This is a genomic window from Streptomyces sp. NPDC025651 (genome assembly GCF_055558735.1).
In genome coordinates this window covers 1,375,683-1,391,015 of the sequence record NZ_JBVHLZ010000001.1, presented here as the reverse complement: position 1 = coordinate 1,391,015, position 15,333 = coordinate 1,375,683, and the positions used below count along the sequence as shown (strand labels likewise).

Here is a 15,333-nt window from a genome sequence, read left to right as displayed (position 1 = left end):
GGACGTATGAGAGGTCGTACGGACGGGTCCGTACGCGAAGGAACCGTACGGGCTAGACCGTCAGGGCACGGTCCGTCGGGCGGATCGGGGCCGGAAGATCACTCGCACCGGTGAGGAAGCGGTCCACGCCGCGCGCCGCGGAGCGGCCCTCGGCGATCGCCCAGACGATGAGCGACTGGCCGCGGCCCGCGTCGCCGGCGACGAAGACTCCGGGCACGTTCGTCTGGAACTCGCCGTCGCGCGCGACGTTGCCGCGCTCGTCCAGCTCCAGGGCGAACTGGTCCACGAGGCCGTTCTCGCGGTCCGTGCCGGTGAAGCCCATGGCGAGCGTGACCAGCTGGGCGGGGATCCTGCGCTCCGTGCCGGGCTTCTGGGTCAGCTTGCCGTCGACGAACTCCACCTCGATGAGGTGCAGGAACTGGACGTTGCCGTCCTCGTCGCCCTCGAAGTGCGTGGTCGAGACGGAGTAGACCCGCTCGCCGCCCTCCTCGTGCGCCGAGGTGACCTTGTACAGCATCGGGAAGGTCGGCCACGGCTGGTGCGGGGCGCGGTCCTCGCCCGGCCTCGGCATGATCTCCAGCTGGGTCACGGAGGCCGCGCCCTGGCGGTGCGCGGTGCCCACGCAGTCCGCGCCGGTGTCGCCGCCGCCGATGACGACGACGTGCTTGCCCTCGGCGGAGACGGGCGTGGTGACGTAGTCGCCCTCCTGGACCTTGTTGGCCAGCGGGAGGTACTCCATCGCCTGGTAGACGCCCTTCAACTCCCGCCCGGGAACGGGGAGATCGCGGGCGGTCGTGGCGCCCGCCGCGATGACCACGGCGTCGTACCGCTTGCGCAGCTTCGCCGCGTCGATGTCGCGGCCGATCTCCACGCCGGTGCGGAACTTGGTGCCCTCCGCGCGCATCTGCTCGATGCGGCGGTTGATGTGCCGCTTCTCCATCTTGAACTCGGGGATGCCGTAGCGGAGCAGGCCGCCGATGCGGTCGGCGCGCTCGTAGACGGCGACCGTGTGGCCGGCCCGGGTCAGCTGCTGGGCGGCGGCCAGGCCCGCCGGGCCCGAGCCGATGACGGCGACGGTCTTGCCGGAGAGCCGCTCGGGCGCCTGCGGCTTGACGTCGTTCGCGTCCCACGCCTTGTCGATGATGGAGACTTCGACGTTCTTGATGGTGACGGCCGGCTGGTTGATGCCGAGCACGCACGCCGCCTCGCACGGGGCCGGGCAGAGCCGGCCCGTGAACTCCGGGAAGTTGTTGGTCGCGTGCAGCCGCTCGGACGCGGCCTGCCAGTCCTCGCGGTAGGCGTAGTCGTTCCACTCCGGGATCAGGTTCCCCAGCGGACAGCCGTTGTGGCAGAAGGGGATGCCGCAGTCCATGCAGCGCGAGGCCTGCTTGGAGATGATCGGGAGGAGGGAACCGGGAACGTAGACCTCGTTCCAGTCCTTGACGCGCTCGCCGACCGGGCGGGTCTGCGCGACCTCACGGCCGTGGTTCAGGAAGCCCTTGGGATCAGCCATTGGTCGCCGCCTCCATCATCTTCTCGGTGATCTCGGTCTCGGAGAGACCGGCTCGCTCGGCGGCGTCCTTGGCGGCGAGCACTGCCTTGTACGTGCTGGGGATGATCTTGCTGAAGCGCTCCACCGAAACGGACCACTCCGCGAGCAGCTTCTCGGCGACGGTCGAGCCCGTCTCCTCCTGGTGGCGGCGCACGACGTCGTGCAGCCACTGCTTGTCGGTCTCGTCGAGGGGCTCGATCGCCGCCAGGTTCCCGGCGTTGACGTTGTCGCGGTCCAGGTCGACGACGTACGCGATGCCGCCCGACATGCCGGCCGCGAAGTTGCGGCCCGTCTCGCCGAGGATCACCGCGTGGCCGCCGGTCATGTACTCGCAGCCGTGGTCGCCCACGCCCTCCGAGACCACCGTCGCGCCGGAGTTGCGGACGCAGAAGCGCTCGCCGGTGCGGCCGCGCAGGAACAGCTCGCCGCCGGTCGCGCCGTACGCGATGGTGTTGCCCGCGATCGTCGAGTACTCGGCGAGGTGGTCGGCGCCGCGGTCGGGACGGACGACGATGCGGCCGCCCGAAAGGCCCTTGCCCACGTAGTCGTTGGCGTCGCCTTCGAGGCGGAGGGTGACACCGCGCGGCACGAACGCGCCGAACGACTGGCCCGCCGACCCGGTGAAGGTGATGTCGATGGTGTCGTCGGGCAGGCCCGCGCCACCGAACTTCTTCGTCACCTCGTGGCCGAGCATGGTGCCGACCGTGCGGTTGATGTTGCGGATGGCGACCTGCGCGCGGACGGGCTGCGCGTCGGTGGCGCTGGACGCGGCGAGCGCGTCGGCGGAGAGCCTGATCAGCTCGTTGTCGAGCGCCTTCTCCAGACCGTGGTCCTGGACCGTGATCTGGTGGCGCACGGCGCCGGACGGCAGGTCGGGCACGTGGAAGAGCGGCTCCAGGTCCAGGCCCTGCGCCTTCCAGTGGCTGACGGCCCGCGTGGTGTCGAGGAGTTCTGCGTGGCCGACGGCCTCCTCGATCGAGCGGAAGCCGAGCTCGGCGAGGATCTCGCGGACCTCCTCGGCGATGAACTCGAAGAAGTTCACGACGAACTCGGGCTTGCCGGAGAAGCGACTCCGCAGCGCCGGGTTCTGCGTGGCGATGCCGACCGGGCAGGTGTCCAGATGGCAGACGCGCATCATGACGCAGCCGGAGACGACGAGCGGCGCGGTCGCGAAACCGAACTCCTCGGCGCCGAGCAGCGCGGCGACGATGACGTCGCGGCCCGTCTTCAGCTGGCCGTCGGTCTGCACGACGATGCGGTCGCGCAGGCCGTTGAGCAGCAGGGTCTGCTGGGTCTCGGCGAGGCCGAGCTCCCAGGGGCCACCGGCGTGCTTGAGCGAGGTGAGCGGGGACGCGCCCGTGCCGCCGTCGTGGCCGGAGATGAGCACCACGTCCGCGTGCGCCTTGGAGACACCCGCGGCGACCGTGCCGACGCCGACCTCGGAGACCAGCTTCACGTGGATGCGGGCCGAAGGGTTGGCGTTCTTGAGGTCGTGGATCAGCTGGGCCAGGTCCTCGATGGAGTAGATGTCGTGGTGCGGCGGCGGCGAGATCAGGCCGACGCCGGGCGTCGAGTGACGCGTCTTGGCGACCCACGGGTACACCTTGTGGCCGGGCAGCTGGCCGCCCTCGCCGGGCTTGGCGCCCTGCGCCATCTTGATCTGGATGTCGTCGGCGTTGACGAGGTACTCGCTCGTCACGCCGAAGCGGCCGGACGCGACCTGCTTGATGGAGGAGCGGCGCGCCGGGTCGTACAGACGCTCCGGGTCCTCGCCGCCCTCACCGGTGTTGGACTTGCCGCCCAGCTGGTTCATGGCGATGGCGAGGGTCTCGTGCGCCTCGCGGGAGATCGAGCCGTACGACATGGCGCCGGTCGAGAACCGCTTGACGATCTCGGAGGCGGGCTCGACCTCGTCGACGGGGATCGACGGGCGGCCGGACTTGAAGCCGAAGAGTCCGCGCAGCGTCATCAGGCGCTCGGACTGCTCGTTCACGCGGTCCGTGTACTGCTTGAAGATGTCGTACCGACGATTGCGCGTGGCGTGCTGGAGGCGGAAGACCGTCTCCGGGTCGAACAGGTGCGGCTCGCCCTCGCGGCGCCACTGGTACTCGCCGCCGATGTCCAGGGCGCGGTGCGCGGAGGGGACGCCGGAGGCCGGGTAGGCCTTGGCGTGCCGGGCGGCGACCTCCTGGGCGATGACGTCGAGACCGGCGCCGCCGATCTTCGTCGTCGTCCCCGCGAAGTACCGCTCCACGAAGGACTGCTGAAGGCCGATGGCCTCGAAGACCTGGGCGCCGCGGTAGGAGGCGACGGTCGAGATGCCCATCTTGGACATAACCTTCAGGACGCCCTTGCCGAGGGCGTGGATGAGGTTGCGGATGGCCTGCTCGGCTCCGCCGTTCTCATCGGCCTGCAGGAACGTGCCTGCGCGGACGAGGTCCTCGACGGACTCCATCGCGAGGTAGGGGTTGACGGCCGCGGCGCCGTAGCCGATGAGGAGGGCCACGTGGTGGACCTCGCGCACGTCGCCCGCCTCGACCAGCAGGCCCACCTCGGTGCGCTGCTTGGTGCGGATGAGGTGGTGGTGGACGGCCGCGGTGAGCAGCAGCGAGGGGATCGGCGCGTGCTCGGCGTCGGAGTGCCGGTCGGAGAGCACGATCAGACGGGCGCCCGCCTCGATGGCGGCGTCGGTCTCGGCGCAGATCTCGTCGATGCGGTCGGCGAGCGCGTCGCCGCCGCCGCCGACCCGGTAGAGGCCGGAGAGCGTCGCGGCCTTCATGCCGGGCATGTCGCCGTCGGCGTTGATGTGGATGAGCTTGGCCAGCTCGTCGTTGTCGATCACCGGGAAGGGCAGGGTGACGCTGCGACAGGACGCGGCGCTCGGGTCGAGCAGGTTGCCCTGCGGGCCCAGCGAGGAGTGCAGCGAGGTGACGAGCTCCTCGCGGATGGCGTCCAGCGGCGGGTTGGTGACCTGCGCGAAGAGCTGGGTGAAGTAGTCGAAGATCAGCCGCGGGCGCTCGGAGAGGGCCGCGATCGGGGTGTCCGTACCCATGGAGCCGAGCGGCTCGCCGCCGGTCCTGGCCATCGGCGCGAGGATGACGCGCAGCTCCTCCTCGGTGTAGCCGAAGGTCTGCTGGCGGCGCGTGACGGAGGCGTGCGTGTGCACGATGTGCTCGCGCTCGGGCAGGTCGGAGAGCTCGATCTCGCCGGCTTCCAGCCACTCCTGGTACGGGTTCTCGGCGGCGAGGGCGGCCTTGATCTCGTCGTCCTCGACGATGCGGTGCTCGGCGGTGTCGACGAGGAACATCCTGCCGGGCTGCAGGCGGCCCTTGCGGACGACCTTCGCGGGGTCGATGTCGAGGACGCCGACCTCGGAGCCGAGGACGACGAGGCCGTCGTCGGTGACCCAGTAGCGCCCGGGGCGCAGGCCGTTGCGGTCGAGGACGGCGCCGACCTGGGTGCCGTCGGTGAAGGTGACGCACGCCGGGCCGTCCCAGGGCTCCATCATCGTGGAGTGGAACTGGTAGAAGGCGCGCCTGGCCGGGTCCATGGAGGCGTGGTTCTCCCAGGCCTCCGGGATCATCATCAGGACCGAGTGCGGCAGCGAACGCCCGCCCAGGTGCAGGAGTTCGAGCACCTCGTCGAAGGACGCGGAGTCGGAGGCGTCCGGCGTGCAGATCGGGAAGATCCGGTCCAGCTTCTCCTGGCCGAAGAGGTCGGAGGCGAGCTGCGACTCGCGGGCCCGCATCCAGTTGCGGTTGCCCTTGACGGTGTTGATCTCGCCGTTGTGCGCCACGAAGCGGTACGGGTGCGCGAGCGGCCAGCTCGGGAACGTGTTCGTCGAGAAGCGGGAGTGGACGAGCGCGACGGCCGTGGCGAAGCGGCGGTCGGACAGGTCGGGGAAGAACGGCTCCAGCTGGCCGGTGGTCAGCATGCCCTTGTAGACGATCGTGCGGGCGGAGAGCGAGGGGAAGTACGTCCCGGCCTCGCGCTCGGCGCGCTTGCGCAGCACGAACGCCTTGCGGTCCAGCTCAAGGCCCTTGGTGTCGCCGTCGGCGACGAAGAGCTGCCGGAAGACGGGCATCGTCGAGCGGGCCGTGGCGCCGAGCAGCTCGGGGGCGACCGGGACGTCGCGCCAGCCGAGGACGGTCAGGCCCTCCTGCGAGGCGATCGTCTCGATCTGTGAGACCGCGGCGTCGGTGGTGCCTGCGGTGTCGACCGGCAGGAAGGCGATGCCGACCGCGTAGGCACCGGCCTCGGGCAGCTCGAATCCGGCCTCCTCGCGCAGGAAGGCGTCCGGGACCTGGAGCAGGATTCCGGCGCCGTCGCCGGAGTCGGGCTCCGAGCCCGTGGCCCCGCGGTGCTCGAGGTTGCGCAGTACCGTCAGCGCCTGTTCGACCAGCTCATGGCTGGCAACACCGGTGAGGGTGGCCACGAACCCGACACCGCAGGCGTCGTGTTCGTTACGGGGGTCGTACATCCCCTGGGGGGCGGGGCGACCGTCCATGGGCGACCAGGCGTGGGTACGCATCGGCACTCCCGTCGTCGTCGTGGCATATGCAGAAGGCGAGGGACGACGTTGGCCCTGGCGAAATTTCGTGCAGGTTACATGATGGAACGCTTCTCGAAAAGCGGATACTCCATTCCACCATGTGGACACCGCTCGGGGAGGTGGGGAGCGGTTCAGAGGGGACCTTTGCGGACAGATCAATGGCCGAAGGCCCAAAGCGACACAGGCCTCATTGCCCGCAGCGCTTACGGCTCATGCCCGGTGGTCATGGAATCGAAACCGCCGAGTAACGGCTACTTATACAAGGTCCCGTATAGGCCTGCAGCGGGTCATCCTACGGCGGTGCCGAACAGGCTGCCCAGGGCGTACGTCACACCCGCCGCCGCACCGCCGAGCGCCAGCTGCCGCAGGCCGCTGAACCACCAGGACCGCGCGGTCACCTTGGCCACCACGGCGCCGCAGGCGAAGAGCCCGACGAGCGCGAGCAGCAGCGCGGGCCACAGCACGGTGGCACCGAGCAGATACGGCAGTACGGGGAGCAGGGCACCCAGCGCGAACGAGCCGAAGGACGACACTGCGGCCACGGTCGGCGAGGGCAGGTCGCCCGGGTCGATGCCGAGCTCCTCGCGGGCGTGGATCTCCAGGGCCTGCTCGGGGTCCTTCGACAGCTGCCGGGCGACCTCGCGGGCCAGCTCGGGCTCGACGCCGCGCGAGACGTAGAGCGCGGCGAGCTCCCGCTCCTCGTCCTTGGGGTGCTTGCGCAACTCGCGCCGCTCGACGTCCAGTTCGGCCTGCACCAGCTCGCGCTGGGAGGCCACCGAGGTGTACTCGCCCGCGGCCATGGAGAAGGCACCGGCGGCCAGGCCCACCAGGCCGGTGACGACGATGGTCTGCTGCGAGGCGGCGCCGCCCGCGACGCCGGTCATCAGCGCCAGGTTGGAGACGAGTCCGTCCATCGCCCCGAAGACGGCGGGACGCAGCCAGCCACCGTTCACGTCACGGTGGGTGTGGTTGTCGCGGTGCGCCTCGTGCAGTGCCGCTTCGGTCTCGATGATCGCCATGGTGGTGAAGCCCCCTCAATGTGCTTGGACGACCTCGAAAGTACGCGCGAAAAAAATCTCCCGCCAGCAAGGAAGGCCGTACTTACCTGCGAAAACGCGGGTGTTGGCGGCTGGTTTCCGGCCCTGTCCCAGGAGTGCCGAAGGGGTGACGTAGACCCCCCGGAGGCTCGTGCACCGGGCGCCGCGTGGCAGGTATACGGACGTGAGCGACCTCCAGGAAAGGGCGCGCGGCGCGCTGCTCGGCCTCGCCGTCGGCGACGCGCTCGGTGCGCCCGCGGAGAACATGAAACCGTCCGAGATCCGGGCCCGTTGGGGGCGGATCACCGGATACGTCGCCGAGCACCCGGCCGGTACGGACGACACGGAGTACGCGATCTTCTCGGGCCTGCTGCTCGCGCGGCACGGCTCGGCGCTGACCGTCGGGCACGTCGAACGGGCCTGGCACCAGTGGATCGCGGACCTGGACGAAGGGCCCTTCCGGGGCGCGGGCTTCAGCGAGCGCGGCACGCTGGAGAACCTGCGGCGCGGTCTCACGGCCCCCATCTCGGCCCAGCACCGGCACGCATGGAGCGACGGGCTCGCGATGAGGGCCGCTCCCTTCGGGGTCTTCGCCTCGGGTCAACCCGCCGAAGCGGCACGGCTCGTGGCGATCGACGGCTCGGTGAGCCATGACGGCGAGGGCATCTACGGCGGGCAGGCGGTCGCGGCGGGCGTCGCGGCGGCGATGGCGGGCGAACCGGTGCGGTCGGTGGTGGAGGCCGCCCTCTCCGTCATCCCCGAGGACTGCTGGACGTCCCGCTCGCTGCGGCGCGCGGTGGCGGTCGCCCACCTCGGCGAACGCGCGGTGCGCTCCGCCGTGGTGATCGGCGGCTATCCCTGGACGGACCTCGCGCCGGAGGCGGTGGGCCTGGCCTTCGGGGCGTACGCGGCGGCGCGCGGCGACTTCTCCGCGGCCGTGCTGACCGCCGTCAACATGGGCCGTGACGCGGACACCACGGCGGCGGTGGCCGGCGCGCTCTCCGGCGCCGCGTGCGGCGCCTCGGCGATCCCCCAGCCCTGGTCCACGGCGATCGGCCCGGCGCGAGGCAGCTGCCTTCCCTCGATGCGGGGGCATCACGTGCTGGACATCGCGGAGTTGCTGATCCCTGACGGGGAGGCGTGATGACCGAGGAAAACCCCGCCGCTCCGGGGCGGATCCCTCCCACCCACCCACCCGTTCACCCGGCGGCGGACAGGCCCTCCGTGCCGGCCGAGAACGCCCCAGCCGCTCCCGCCCCCGCTGTGGGCAGGCGTTCCGCACCCACGAAGGCGCACCAGGCCGTCCCGGCTGTGGGCAGGCGTTCCGCACGGCGGAACGGGTGGGCACAGCCCTTGATGCCGGGTGCCGACCCACGAAGCCCCCGCCAGGACAACGCTTCCGCACCGCACCTGGAGGGCCTCCTCCTGGGCCTGGCCGCAGGCGACGCCGCCGGATGGCCCGCGGCCAGACACCGAGCCGCCCGCATGCCCGAGTGGACCCGAAGACTCACCCGCGAACTCGACACCTTCGCCGAGCAGAACGCCACCACCACCCTCCCCGTCCCCATCGCCCTGAACCAACCCCCCGAACCCCTGCGCCTCGGCCCCTCCGACGACGCCGAGTGGGCGGCCTTCACCGCCGAGGCCCTCCTCCACGCGGCAACCACCCCCCTCACCCCCCGCACCGCCCTGGACCTCGCCTGGTCCACCCTCGCCGCCGAGGTCGCCGCCGCCTCCGCCCGCGCCCCGGAAGTCGAATCCGCCGTCCTGCCCCTCCGCGCCCGCATCTCCGTCCGCGCCGGCCTCGGCAACCTCGCCGCGGGCCTGCGCCCACCGGCCACCGGCCACGACAACCCCCACTACTTCGACGACGCCGCCTGCGTACGCGCCTGCGTACTCGCCTGCGTCCATCCCGGCGCCCCCGAACAGGCCGCCGCCCTCGCGGAGTTCGACGCCCGCTACACCCAGGACGGCGACGGCGTGCACGGCGCCCGCGCCATGGCCGCGGCGACCGCCACCGCCCTCGGCGGCGCCGACGTCGACACCGCGGTGGACGCCGCCCTCGCCCAGCTCCCCGAGCACACGGAGATCGGCCGCAACGCCCGGCACGCCGTCAAGCTCGCCCGCGCCGCCCACCCGAACGACGGCGCCTTCGCCCTCGTACCGCTCCTCGAGCACCAGATCGTCGACCACGTCTACAGCTACGGCATCGCCGCCGCCGAGACCGTCCCCGTCGCCCTCGCCCTGACCACCGCCGCCCGCGGCCGCATCGCCGAGGCCGTACCCGCCGCCGCGTGCCTGTCCCGCGTCGCCGACTCCGCCCCCGCCCTCGCCGGAGCACTGACCGGCACGCTCGGCACCTCGGCCGCGATCCCCGAGGCCTGGCGCGACGCCTGCCGCACGCTCTCCGGCTGCGCGCTCCCCCGCCTCGCGGGCACCGACCTGGTGGAACTCGCCGGGCACCTGGCAGCCGCGGAACTGGCCGCCACAGGTGGACAATCCCGACATGAAGCCCACCCATAGGAAGCCCACGACCAGCACGATCGGCCTGGCGGACCGCATCACCGGCAGCCTCGTCGGAGCCGCGGTCGGCGACGCCCTCGGCGGCCCCGTCGAGGGATACGCCCCCGAGCAGATCGCCGAGCGCCACGGAGGCCGGGTCCAGGGCATCGTCGGCCCCTGGAACGGCGACCAGTGGCGCACCGCCCGCCCCATCGCGCCGTACCACAAGGGCGACGGGCACGTCACCGACGACACCTTGATGACCCATGCGCTCGTACGCGTCTACACCACCGTCCGGGACCACCTGGACGCCTACTCCGTCGCCGACCACCTGGTCCCGGATCTGATGACGGCACCGCGCTGGATCCCGGAGCTGGAGGCCGAGGCGCTCCCCCTCCAGCGGATCTTCCTCGCCGAGAAGTGGCTCGTCGCCCGGCTCCACTACGGCCACGTCGACCCGCGCGAGGCCGGCAACGGCAACATCGTCAACTGCGGCGCGGCGATGTACATGGCGCCGGTCGGCCTGGTCAACGCGGCCAACCCGGCGGGGGCGTACGCCGAGGCGCTCGATGTGGCGGGCGCCCACCAGTCCTCGTACGGCCGCGAGGCCGCGGGCGTCTTCGCGGCGGCGGTCGCGGCGGCCTGCACCCCGGGGGCCACGGCGGGCTCGGTGGTCGAGACGTGCCTGGGCCTCGCGAAGGACGGCACGCGCGCCGCGATCGAGGCGGTGGCCGAAGTGGCCGCGGGACACCGGGACTTCGAGACGGCCCTCGCCCCGATCCGCGCCGCCGTCGCCCCCTTCGACACGGTCGGCCCCGACTACCGCGCCCCGTCCCTCGGCGCCCGCCGCCCCTCCCGCCTGCACGCCGTCGAGGAACTCCCCGTCGCCCTCGGCATGCTCCTGGTGGGCGAGGCGGACTACCGCCGTACGGTCCTCGGCTCGGTCAACTACGGCCGCGACTGCGACTCCATCGCCACGATGAGCGGCGCGATCGTGGGCGCCCTGCGCGGCGAGCCCGCGATCCCCGCCGACTGGACGAAGCGGGTCGCCGAGGCCAGCCGCCTCGACCTGCACGCCCCGGCGGCAGCACTCACCGAGGTCACCGAGGAGATCCACGCCCGCGACGTCCACCGCCGCAGGTCCCACGAGTCGTCCTTCGCGTCCCTGACGGCCACGCCGTGATCCGCCTGACCTGGGTCCAGCCGGAAGACCTGATCGGCCACGAACTGATCCAGTCGGCCCAGGAGGGCCGCGACGTGACATCGGCACGGACCCGCTGGCTGCAGGCAGGCGGCCACCTGGCACCCCCGACAGCGGGCGCGTCCCCCACGCCGGCGCCAAAGCACCTTCGAGCCCTGGCAGAACAACTCCTGGCCGAGCTATCCCCGCCGCCCCCGCCTCCCGTGCGGGCAGACGTCCCGCACGACGACACCCCACCCCCACAACCACCGCCGCCGCCCCCGTTGCGGGCAGGCGTTCCGCACGGCGAGTGGGGTCTCCCCTGCTCGAGCGAAGCCGAGAGCTTGGGGAAGGGTGGGCACAACCCCCGGTGCCGAGTACCGGAAAAGCAGGCCCCCACCCCGCACGACCTACAGCACCGCCTCCACGCCGGCTGGCTAGGGCGGGCCGCAGGCTGCCTCCTCGGTAAACCCGTGGAAAAGCTCCCCCTCGCCGCCATCCGAAGCCTCGCCGAAGCCACAGGAAACCGCCCCCTGCGCACCTGGTTCACGGAACGGGGCCTCCCGCCCGCCCTCAAAGCCACGTACCCCTGGAACCGCCGCTCGGCAAGAACCTCCCTCGCCGAGAACATCGACGGCATGCCCGAGGACGACGACCTCAACTACCCCCTCCTGAACCTCGTCCTCCTCCAACGCCACGGAAAGACCTTCACCACCGCGGACGTGGCGCGGCTCTGGCTCGACGAACTCCCCGCGGGCCGCACCTTCACCGCCGAACGCATCGCCTACCGCAACCTCCTCCACGGCATCGAACCCCCGCACACCGCCACCCACCACAACCCCTTCCGCGAGTGGATCGGCGCCCTGATCCGCGCCGACGTACACGGCTGGACCAACCCCGGCGCCCCCGGGGCCGCCGCCGAACAGGCCCGCAGGGACGCCGCCCTCACCCACACCGGAAACGGCGTCTTCGGCGCGATGTTCGCCGCGGCCACGATCGCGCGGGCCGCGGCGGGCGGCACGGACGTCCACCACTGCCTCCGCGCCGGCCTCGCCACCGTCCCCGAGGACTCCCGGCTGGCCCGAGCCGTCCACCACGCCATCCAACTCGCGGCCACCACAAGGGACTTCGACGACGTCGTCGACACCCTCCACGCCACGTACGCCGCGACCCACCACTGGGTCCACGTCATCCCCAACGCCGCCCTCACCGCCGCCGCCCTTACCCACGCCGACGGCGACTTCACCGGCTCCATCACCCGCGCCGTCTCCGGCGGCTGGGACACCGACTCGAACGGCGCGACCGCGGGCTCGATCGCGGGTCTGCTCGCGGGCCGCCCCGACGCGCTCCCCGACCGCTGGACGGCCCCGCTCAAGAACCGACTCGCCACGTCCGTCGGCGACTTCAACGGCATCGGCTTCGACACCCTCGCAGAACTCACCGCCCGGGAGGCACACCGCCCATGACAGACCCGACGAAGACCCCCCACATCGCCGTACTCGGCAGCGCGAACATGGACCTCGTCGCGTACGTCGCCAAGGCCCCCGAGCGCGGGGAGACCGTGACGGGACGCGAGTTCCGCACGGTTCCCGGCGGCAAGGGCGCCAACCAGGCCGTCGCGGCGGCCCGCGCGGGCGCCACCGTCTCGATGATCGGCGCGGTCGGCACCGACGCCTTCGGCACCCAGCTCCGCACCGCCCTGGACCACTCCGGCGTCGACACGGACCTCCTGCGCACCGTCGAGACGCCGACCGGCACCGCGCACATCGTCGTCGACGACGAGGGCGGCAACGCGATCGTCGTCATCCCCGGCGCCAACGGCACCGTCACCGCCCTGGCCCCCGGCGACGAGGGCCTGATCGCCTCCGCCGACGTCCTGCTGCTCCAGCTGGAAGTGCCGGTCGAGGGGGTGCTCGCGGCCGCCGAGGCCGCCCGCCGCCACGGCGTGCGCACCGTCCTGACCCCCGCCCCCGCGCAGCCCCTGCCGCCCGAACTCCTCGCCGCCGTCGACCTGTTGCTGCCCAACGAACACGAGGCGGCCGCCCTCACCGGCATCGCCGATGACCCGCACGCCGCGGCCCGCGCCCTGCTCTCCCAGGTCCCCGAGGTCGTCATCACGCTCGGCTCGCGCGGCAGCCTGTACGCGGCGCGCGGCACCGAACCGGTCACGGTCGAGGCCGAGCGGGTCACGGCAGTCGACACGACGGGCGCGGGCGACACGTTCGCGGGCACCCTCGCCGTGGCACTCGCCGAGGGCAACTCCGTGCCGGACGCGCTGGCGTGGGCCTCGTCGGCGGCCGCGCTCTCCGTGCAGCGCCCGGGGGCTTCGGAATCGATGCCGTACCGCACGGAGATCGACGCCCAGGCGAACGGCACCCCCTCATGACACCGCCCTCTGCCACGACAGCGCCCCCTGCCGCGACGCCGCCCCTCGCCGGCCTCCGCGTCCTGGACCTCGCCACCCTCTTCGCGGGCCCCCTCGCCGCCACGATGCTCGGCGACTTCGGCGCGGACGTCATCAAGGTCGAGCACCCCACACGCCCCGACCCCTCCCGCGGCCACGGCCCGTCGAAGGACGGGGTCGGCCTGTGGTGGAAACTGCTCGGCCGCAACAAGCGCACGATCACCCTGGACCTGTCGGCGCCCGGCGGCCGCGACACCCTCCTGCGCCTGGCCGCCACCGCCGACGTGATCATCGAGAACTTCCGGCCCGGCACCCTGGAGAAGTGGGACCTGGGCTGGGAGGAGCTGCACGCCGCCCACCCCCGCCTGGTCCTGGCCCGCGTCACCGGCTTCGGCCAGTTCGGTCCCTACGCCCGCCGCCCCGGCTTCGGCACGCTCGCCGAGGCGATGAGCGGCTTCGCCGCGATCACCGGCGATCCGGACGGGCCCCCGACCCTGCCCCCGTTCGGGCTCGCCGACTCGATCGCGGGCCTTGCGACGGCGTACGCGGTGATGACGGCGCTCGCGGCCCGCGACCGCACGGGCGAGGGCCAGGTGGTGGACATGGCGATCATCGAGCCGATCCTCACGGCCCTCGGCCCCCAGCCGCTCTGGTACGACCAGTTGGGCCACGTACAGCCCCGCACCGGCAACCGCTCCACGAACAACGCGCCCCGCAACACCTACCGCACCTCGGACGGGAGGTGGGTCGCCGTCTCCACCTCCGCCCAGTCGATCGCGGAACGCGTGATGCGCCTGGTCGGCCGCCCCGAGCTGATCGACGAGCCGTGGTTCGGCTCGGGCGCGGACCGGGCCCGCCACGCGGACGTCCTCGACGAGGCGGTCGGCGGCTGGATCGCCCGCCACACCCGCACCGAGGTCGTCGAGGCCTTCGAGAAGGCGGAGGCGGCCGTCGCCCCCATCCAGGACGTACGCGACGTCATGACCGACCCCCAGTACGCGGCCCTGGACACGATCACCACGGTCGACGACCCGGAACTCGGCCCGCTGCGCATGCAGAACGTCCTTTTCCGCCTCTCCGAGACCCCCGGCGCGATCCACTGGGCGGGCCGCCCGCACGGCGCCGACACGGACACGGTCCTGGCCGAACTCGGGCTGACGGAACGGGAGATCACCGCCCTGCGCAAGGAGGGCGCCCTGTGACCGCCGCGCTCCCCCTGACCTGGCTGTACGTTCCCGGGGACCGGCCCGACGTGGTCGCCAAGGCCCTCCACGCGGGCGCCGACGTGGTGATCGTCGACCTGGAGGACGCGGTCGCCCCCGACCGCAAGGAGTACGCGCGTTCGGCGACGGCGGAACTCCTCTCCGAGCCCCAGCCGCTGCCCGTCCACGTCCGCGTGAACGCCCTGGACGGCCCGCTGGCCGAGGCGGACCTGCGCGCGGTCGCCACGCTGCCCGGCGTCGCGGGCCTGCGACTGCCCAAGGTCGTCAGCCGTGCGGAGGTCGTCCGGGTCGCCGACCGCACGGCTCTCGCCACCGCCGAGCCCCCCGCCCTGCACGCCCTGATCGAGTCGGCGCTCGGCCTGGAGCACGCCTTCGCCATCGCCACCGCGCACCCGGCCCTGCACGGCATCTCCCTCGGCGAGGCCGACCTCCGCGCCGACCTGGGGGTGCGTGAGGAGACGGGCCTCGACTGGGCGCGCTCCCGCGTCGTGGTGGCCGCGCGGGCGGCGGGCCTCGCGCCGCCGACGCAGTCGGTCCACCCGGACATCCGCGACCTGGAGGGCCTCATCGCGTCCTGCGCCCGGGGCCGCGCGCTCGGCTTCCTCGGCCGTGCGGCGATCCACCCCCGCCAGCTCCCGGTGATCGAACGGGCCTATCTCCCCACCCCCGAGGAGATCGAGAAGGCCGAGGAGATCACCAAGGCGGCAGCGACGGACGAGGGCGCCCTGGCCCTCCCGGACGGCCGCTTCGTGGACAAGGCGGTGGTGGAGGGGGCGAGGAGGGTCCTGGCCCTGGCCGAACGCATCACCTGACGCCCGCCAGCCCCCCCCACCCTCACCCGACCGGCAACACGACGGGGCCGCCGGATCGATCGATCCGGCGG

Annotated in this window: 10 protein-coding genes; 7 read left to right on the top strand and 3 right to left on the bottom strand. The window is 72.5% G+C overall.

The features are described from left to right. Positions 1 to 52: 52 nt before the first annotated feature. The 3 genes from ACZ4D5_RS06460 to ACZ4D5_RS06450 form a co-directional block, all read right to left on the bottom strand. Positions 53 to 1,513, bottom strand: coding sequence for a glutamate synthase subunit beta (locus ACZ4D5_RS06460; RefSeq protein WP_467771182.1), 1,461 nt, complete (start codon positions 1,511 to 1,513; stop codon positions 53 to 55). Next, positions 1,506 to 6,083, bottom strand: a complete 4,578-nt coding sequence (gene gltB / locus ACZ4D5_RS06455) for a glutamate synthase large subunit (protein ID WP_467771181.1) — start codon at positions 6,081 to 6,083, stop codon at positions 1,506 to 1,508. The genes ACZ4D5_RS06460 and gltB overlap by 8 nt, the downstream gene beginning before the upstream one ends. 308 nt (positions 6,084 to 6,391) lie before the next feature. Beyond that, positions 6,392 to 7,123 carry a VIT1/CCC1 transporter family protein gene (locus tag ACZ4D5_RS06450; RefSeq protein ID WP_467771180.1) on the bottom strand — a complete coding sequence of 244 codons (732 nt, stop codon included), beginning with the start codon at positions 7,121 to 7,123 and terminating at the stop codon, positions 6,392 to 6,394. A 202-nt stretch (positions 7,124 to 7,325) separates the two neighbouring features. Here ACZ4D5_RS06450 and ACZ4D5_RS06445 point away from each other — a divergent pair, with 202 nt between their 5' ends. From ACZ4D5_RS06445 to ACZ4D5_RS06415, 7 genes are all read left to right on the top strand, one after another. Continuing rightward, positions 7,326 to 8,285, top strand: a complete 960-nt coding sequence (locus ACZ4D5_RS06445) for an ADP-ribosylglycohydrolase family protein (RefSeq protein ID WP_467771179.1) — start codon at positions 7,326 to 7,328, stop codon at positions 8,283 to 8,285. Positions 8,286 to 8,497: 212 nt separating this feature from the next. Next, entirely contained in the window at positions 8,498 to 9,664 is a 1,167-nt protein-coding gene (locus ACZ4D5_RS06440; RefSeq protein WP_467771178.1) for an ADP-ribosylglycohydrolase family protein, read from the top strand. Beyond that, positions 9,648 to 10,826, top strand: a complete 1,179-nt coding sequence (locus ACZ4D5_RS06435) for an ADP-ribosylglycohydrolase family protein (RefSeq protein ID WP_467771177.1) — start codon at positions 9,648 to 9,650, stop codon at positions 10,824 to 10,826. The genes ACZ4D5_RS06440 and ACZ4D5_RS06435 overlap by 17 nt, the downstream gene beginning before the upstream one ends. Next, positions 10,823 to 12,289, top strand: a complete 1,467-nt coding sequence (locus ACZ4D5_RS06430; RefSeq protein WP_467771176.1) for an ADP-ribosylglycohydrolase family protein — start codon at positions 10,823 to 10,825, stop codon at positions 12,287 to 12,289. The genes ACZ4D5_RS06435 and ACZ4D5_RS06430 overlap by 4 nt, the downstream gene beginning before the upstream one ends. Continuing rightward, positions 12,286 to 13,209, top strand: coding sequence for a ribokinase (gene rbsK, locus ACZ4D5_RS06425; RefSeq protein ID WP_467771175.1), 924 nt, complete (start codon positions 12,286 to 12,288; stop codon positions 13,207 to 13,209). Before ACZ4D5_RS06430 ends, rbsK begins: the two co-directional genes overlap by 4 nt. After that, positions 13,206 to 14,429, top strand: coding sequence for a CaiB/BaiF CoA transferase family protein (locus tag ACZ4D5_RS06420; protein WP_467771174.1), 1,224 nt, complete (start codon positions 13,206 to 13,208; stop codon positions 14,427 to 14,429). Before rbsK ends, ACZ4D5_RS06420 begins: the two co-directional genes overlap by 4 nt. Further along, positions 14,426 to 15,262, top strand: a complete 837-nt coding sequence (locus ACZ4D5_RS06415; RefSeq protein ID WP_467771173.1) for an HpcH/HpaI aldolase/citrate lyase family protein — start codon at positions 14,426 to 14,428, stop codon at positions 15,260 to 15,262. The genes ACZ4D5_RS06420 and ACZ4D5_RS06415 overlap by 4 nt, the downstream gene beginning before the upstream one ends. Positions 15,263 to 15,333: the final 71 nt, after the last annotated feature.

Coding starts and splice junctions, on each gene's coding strand:
- ACZ4D5_RS06450 (WP_467771180.1), bottom strand. CDS start 7,123: ATGGCGATCATCGAGACCGAAGCGGCACTGCACGAGGCGCACCGCGAC.
- ACZ4D5_RS06420 (WP_467771174.1), top strand. CDS start 13,206: ATGACACCGCCCTCTGCCACGACAGCGCCCCCTGCCGCGACGCCGCCC.
- ACZ4D5_RS06435 (WP_467771177.1), top strand. CDS start 9,648: ATGAAGCCCACCCATAGGAAGCCCACGACCAGCACGATCGGCCTGGCG.
- ACZ4D5_RS06460 (WP_467771182.1), bottom strand. CDS start 1,513: ATGGCTGATCCCAAGGGCTTCCTGAACCACGGCCGTGAGGTCGCGCAG.
- rbsK (WP_467771175.1), top strand. CDS start 12,286: ATGACAGACCCGACGAAGACCCCCCACATCGCCGTACTCGGCAGCGCG.
- gltB (WP_467771181.1), bottom strand. CDS start 6,083: ATGCGTACCCACGCCTGGTCGCCCATGGACGGTCGCCCCGCCCCCCAG.
- ACZ4D5_RS06440 (WP_467771178.1), top strand. CDS start 8,498: ATGCCGGGTGCCGACCCACGAAGCCCCCGCCAGGACAACGCTTCCGCA.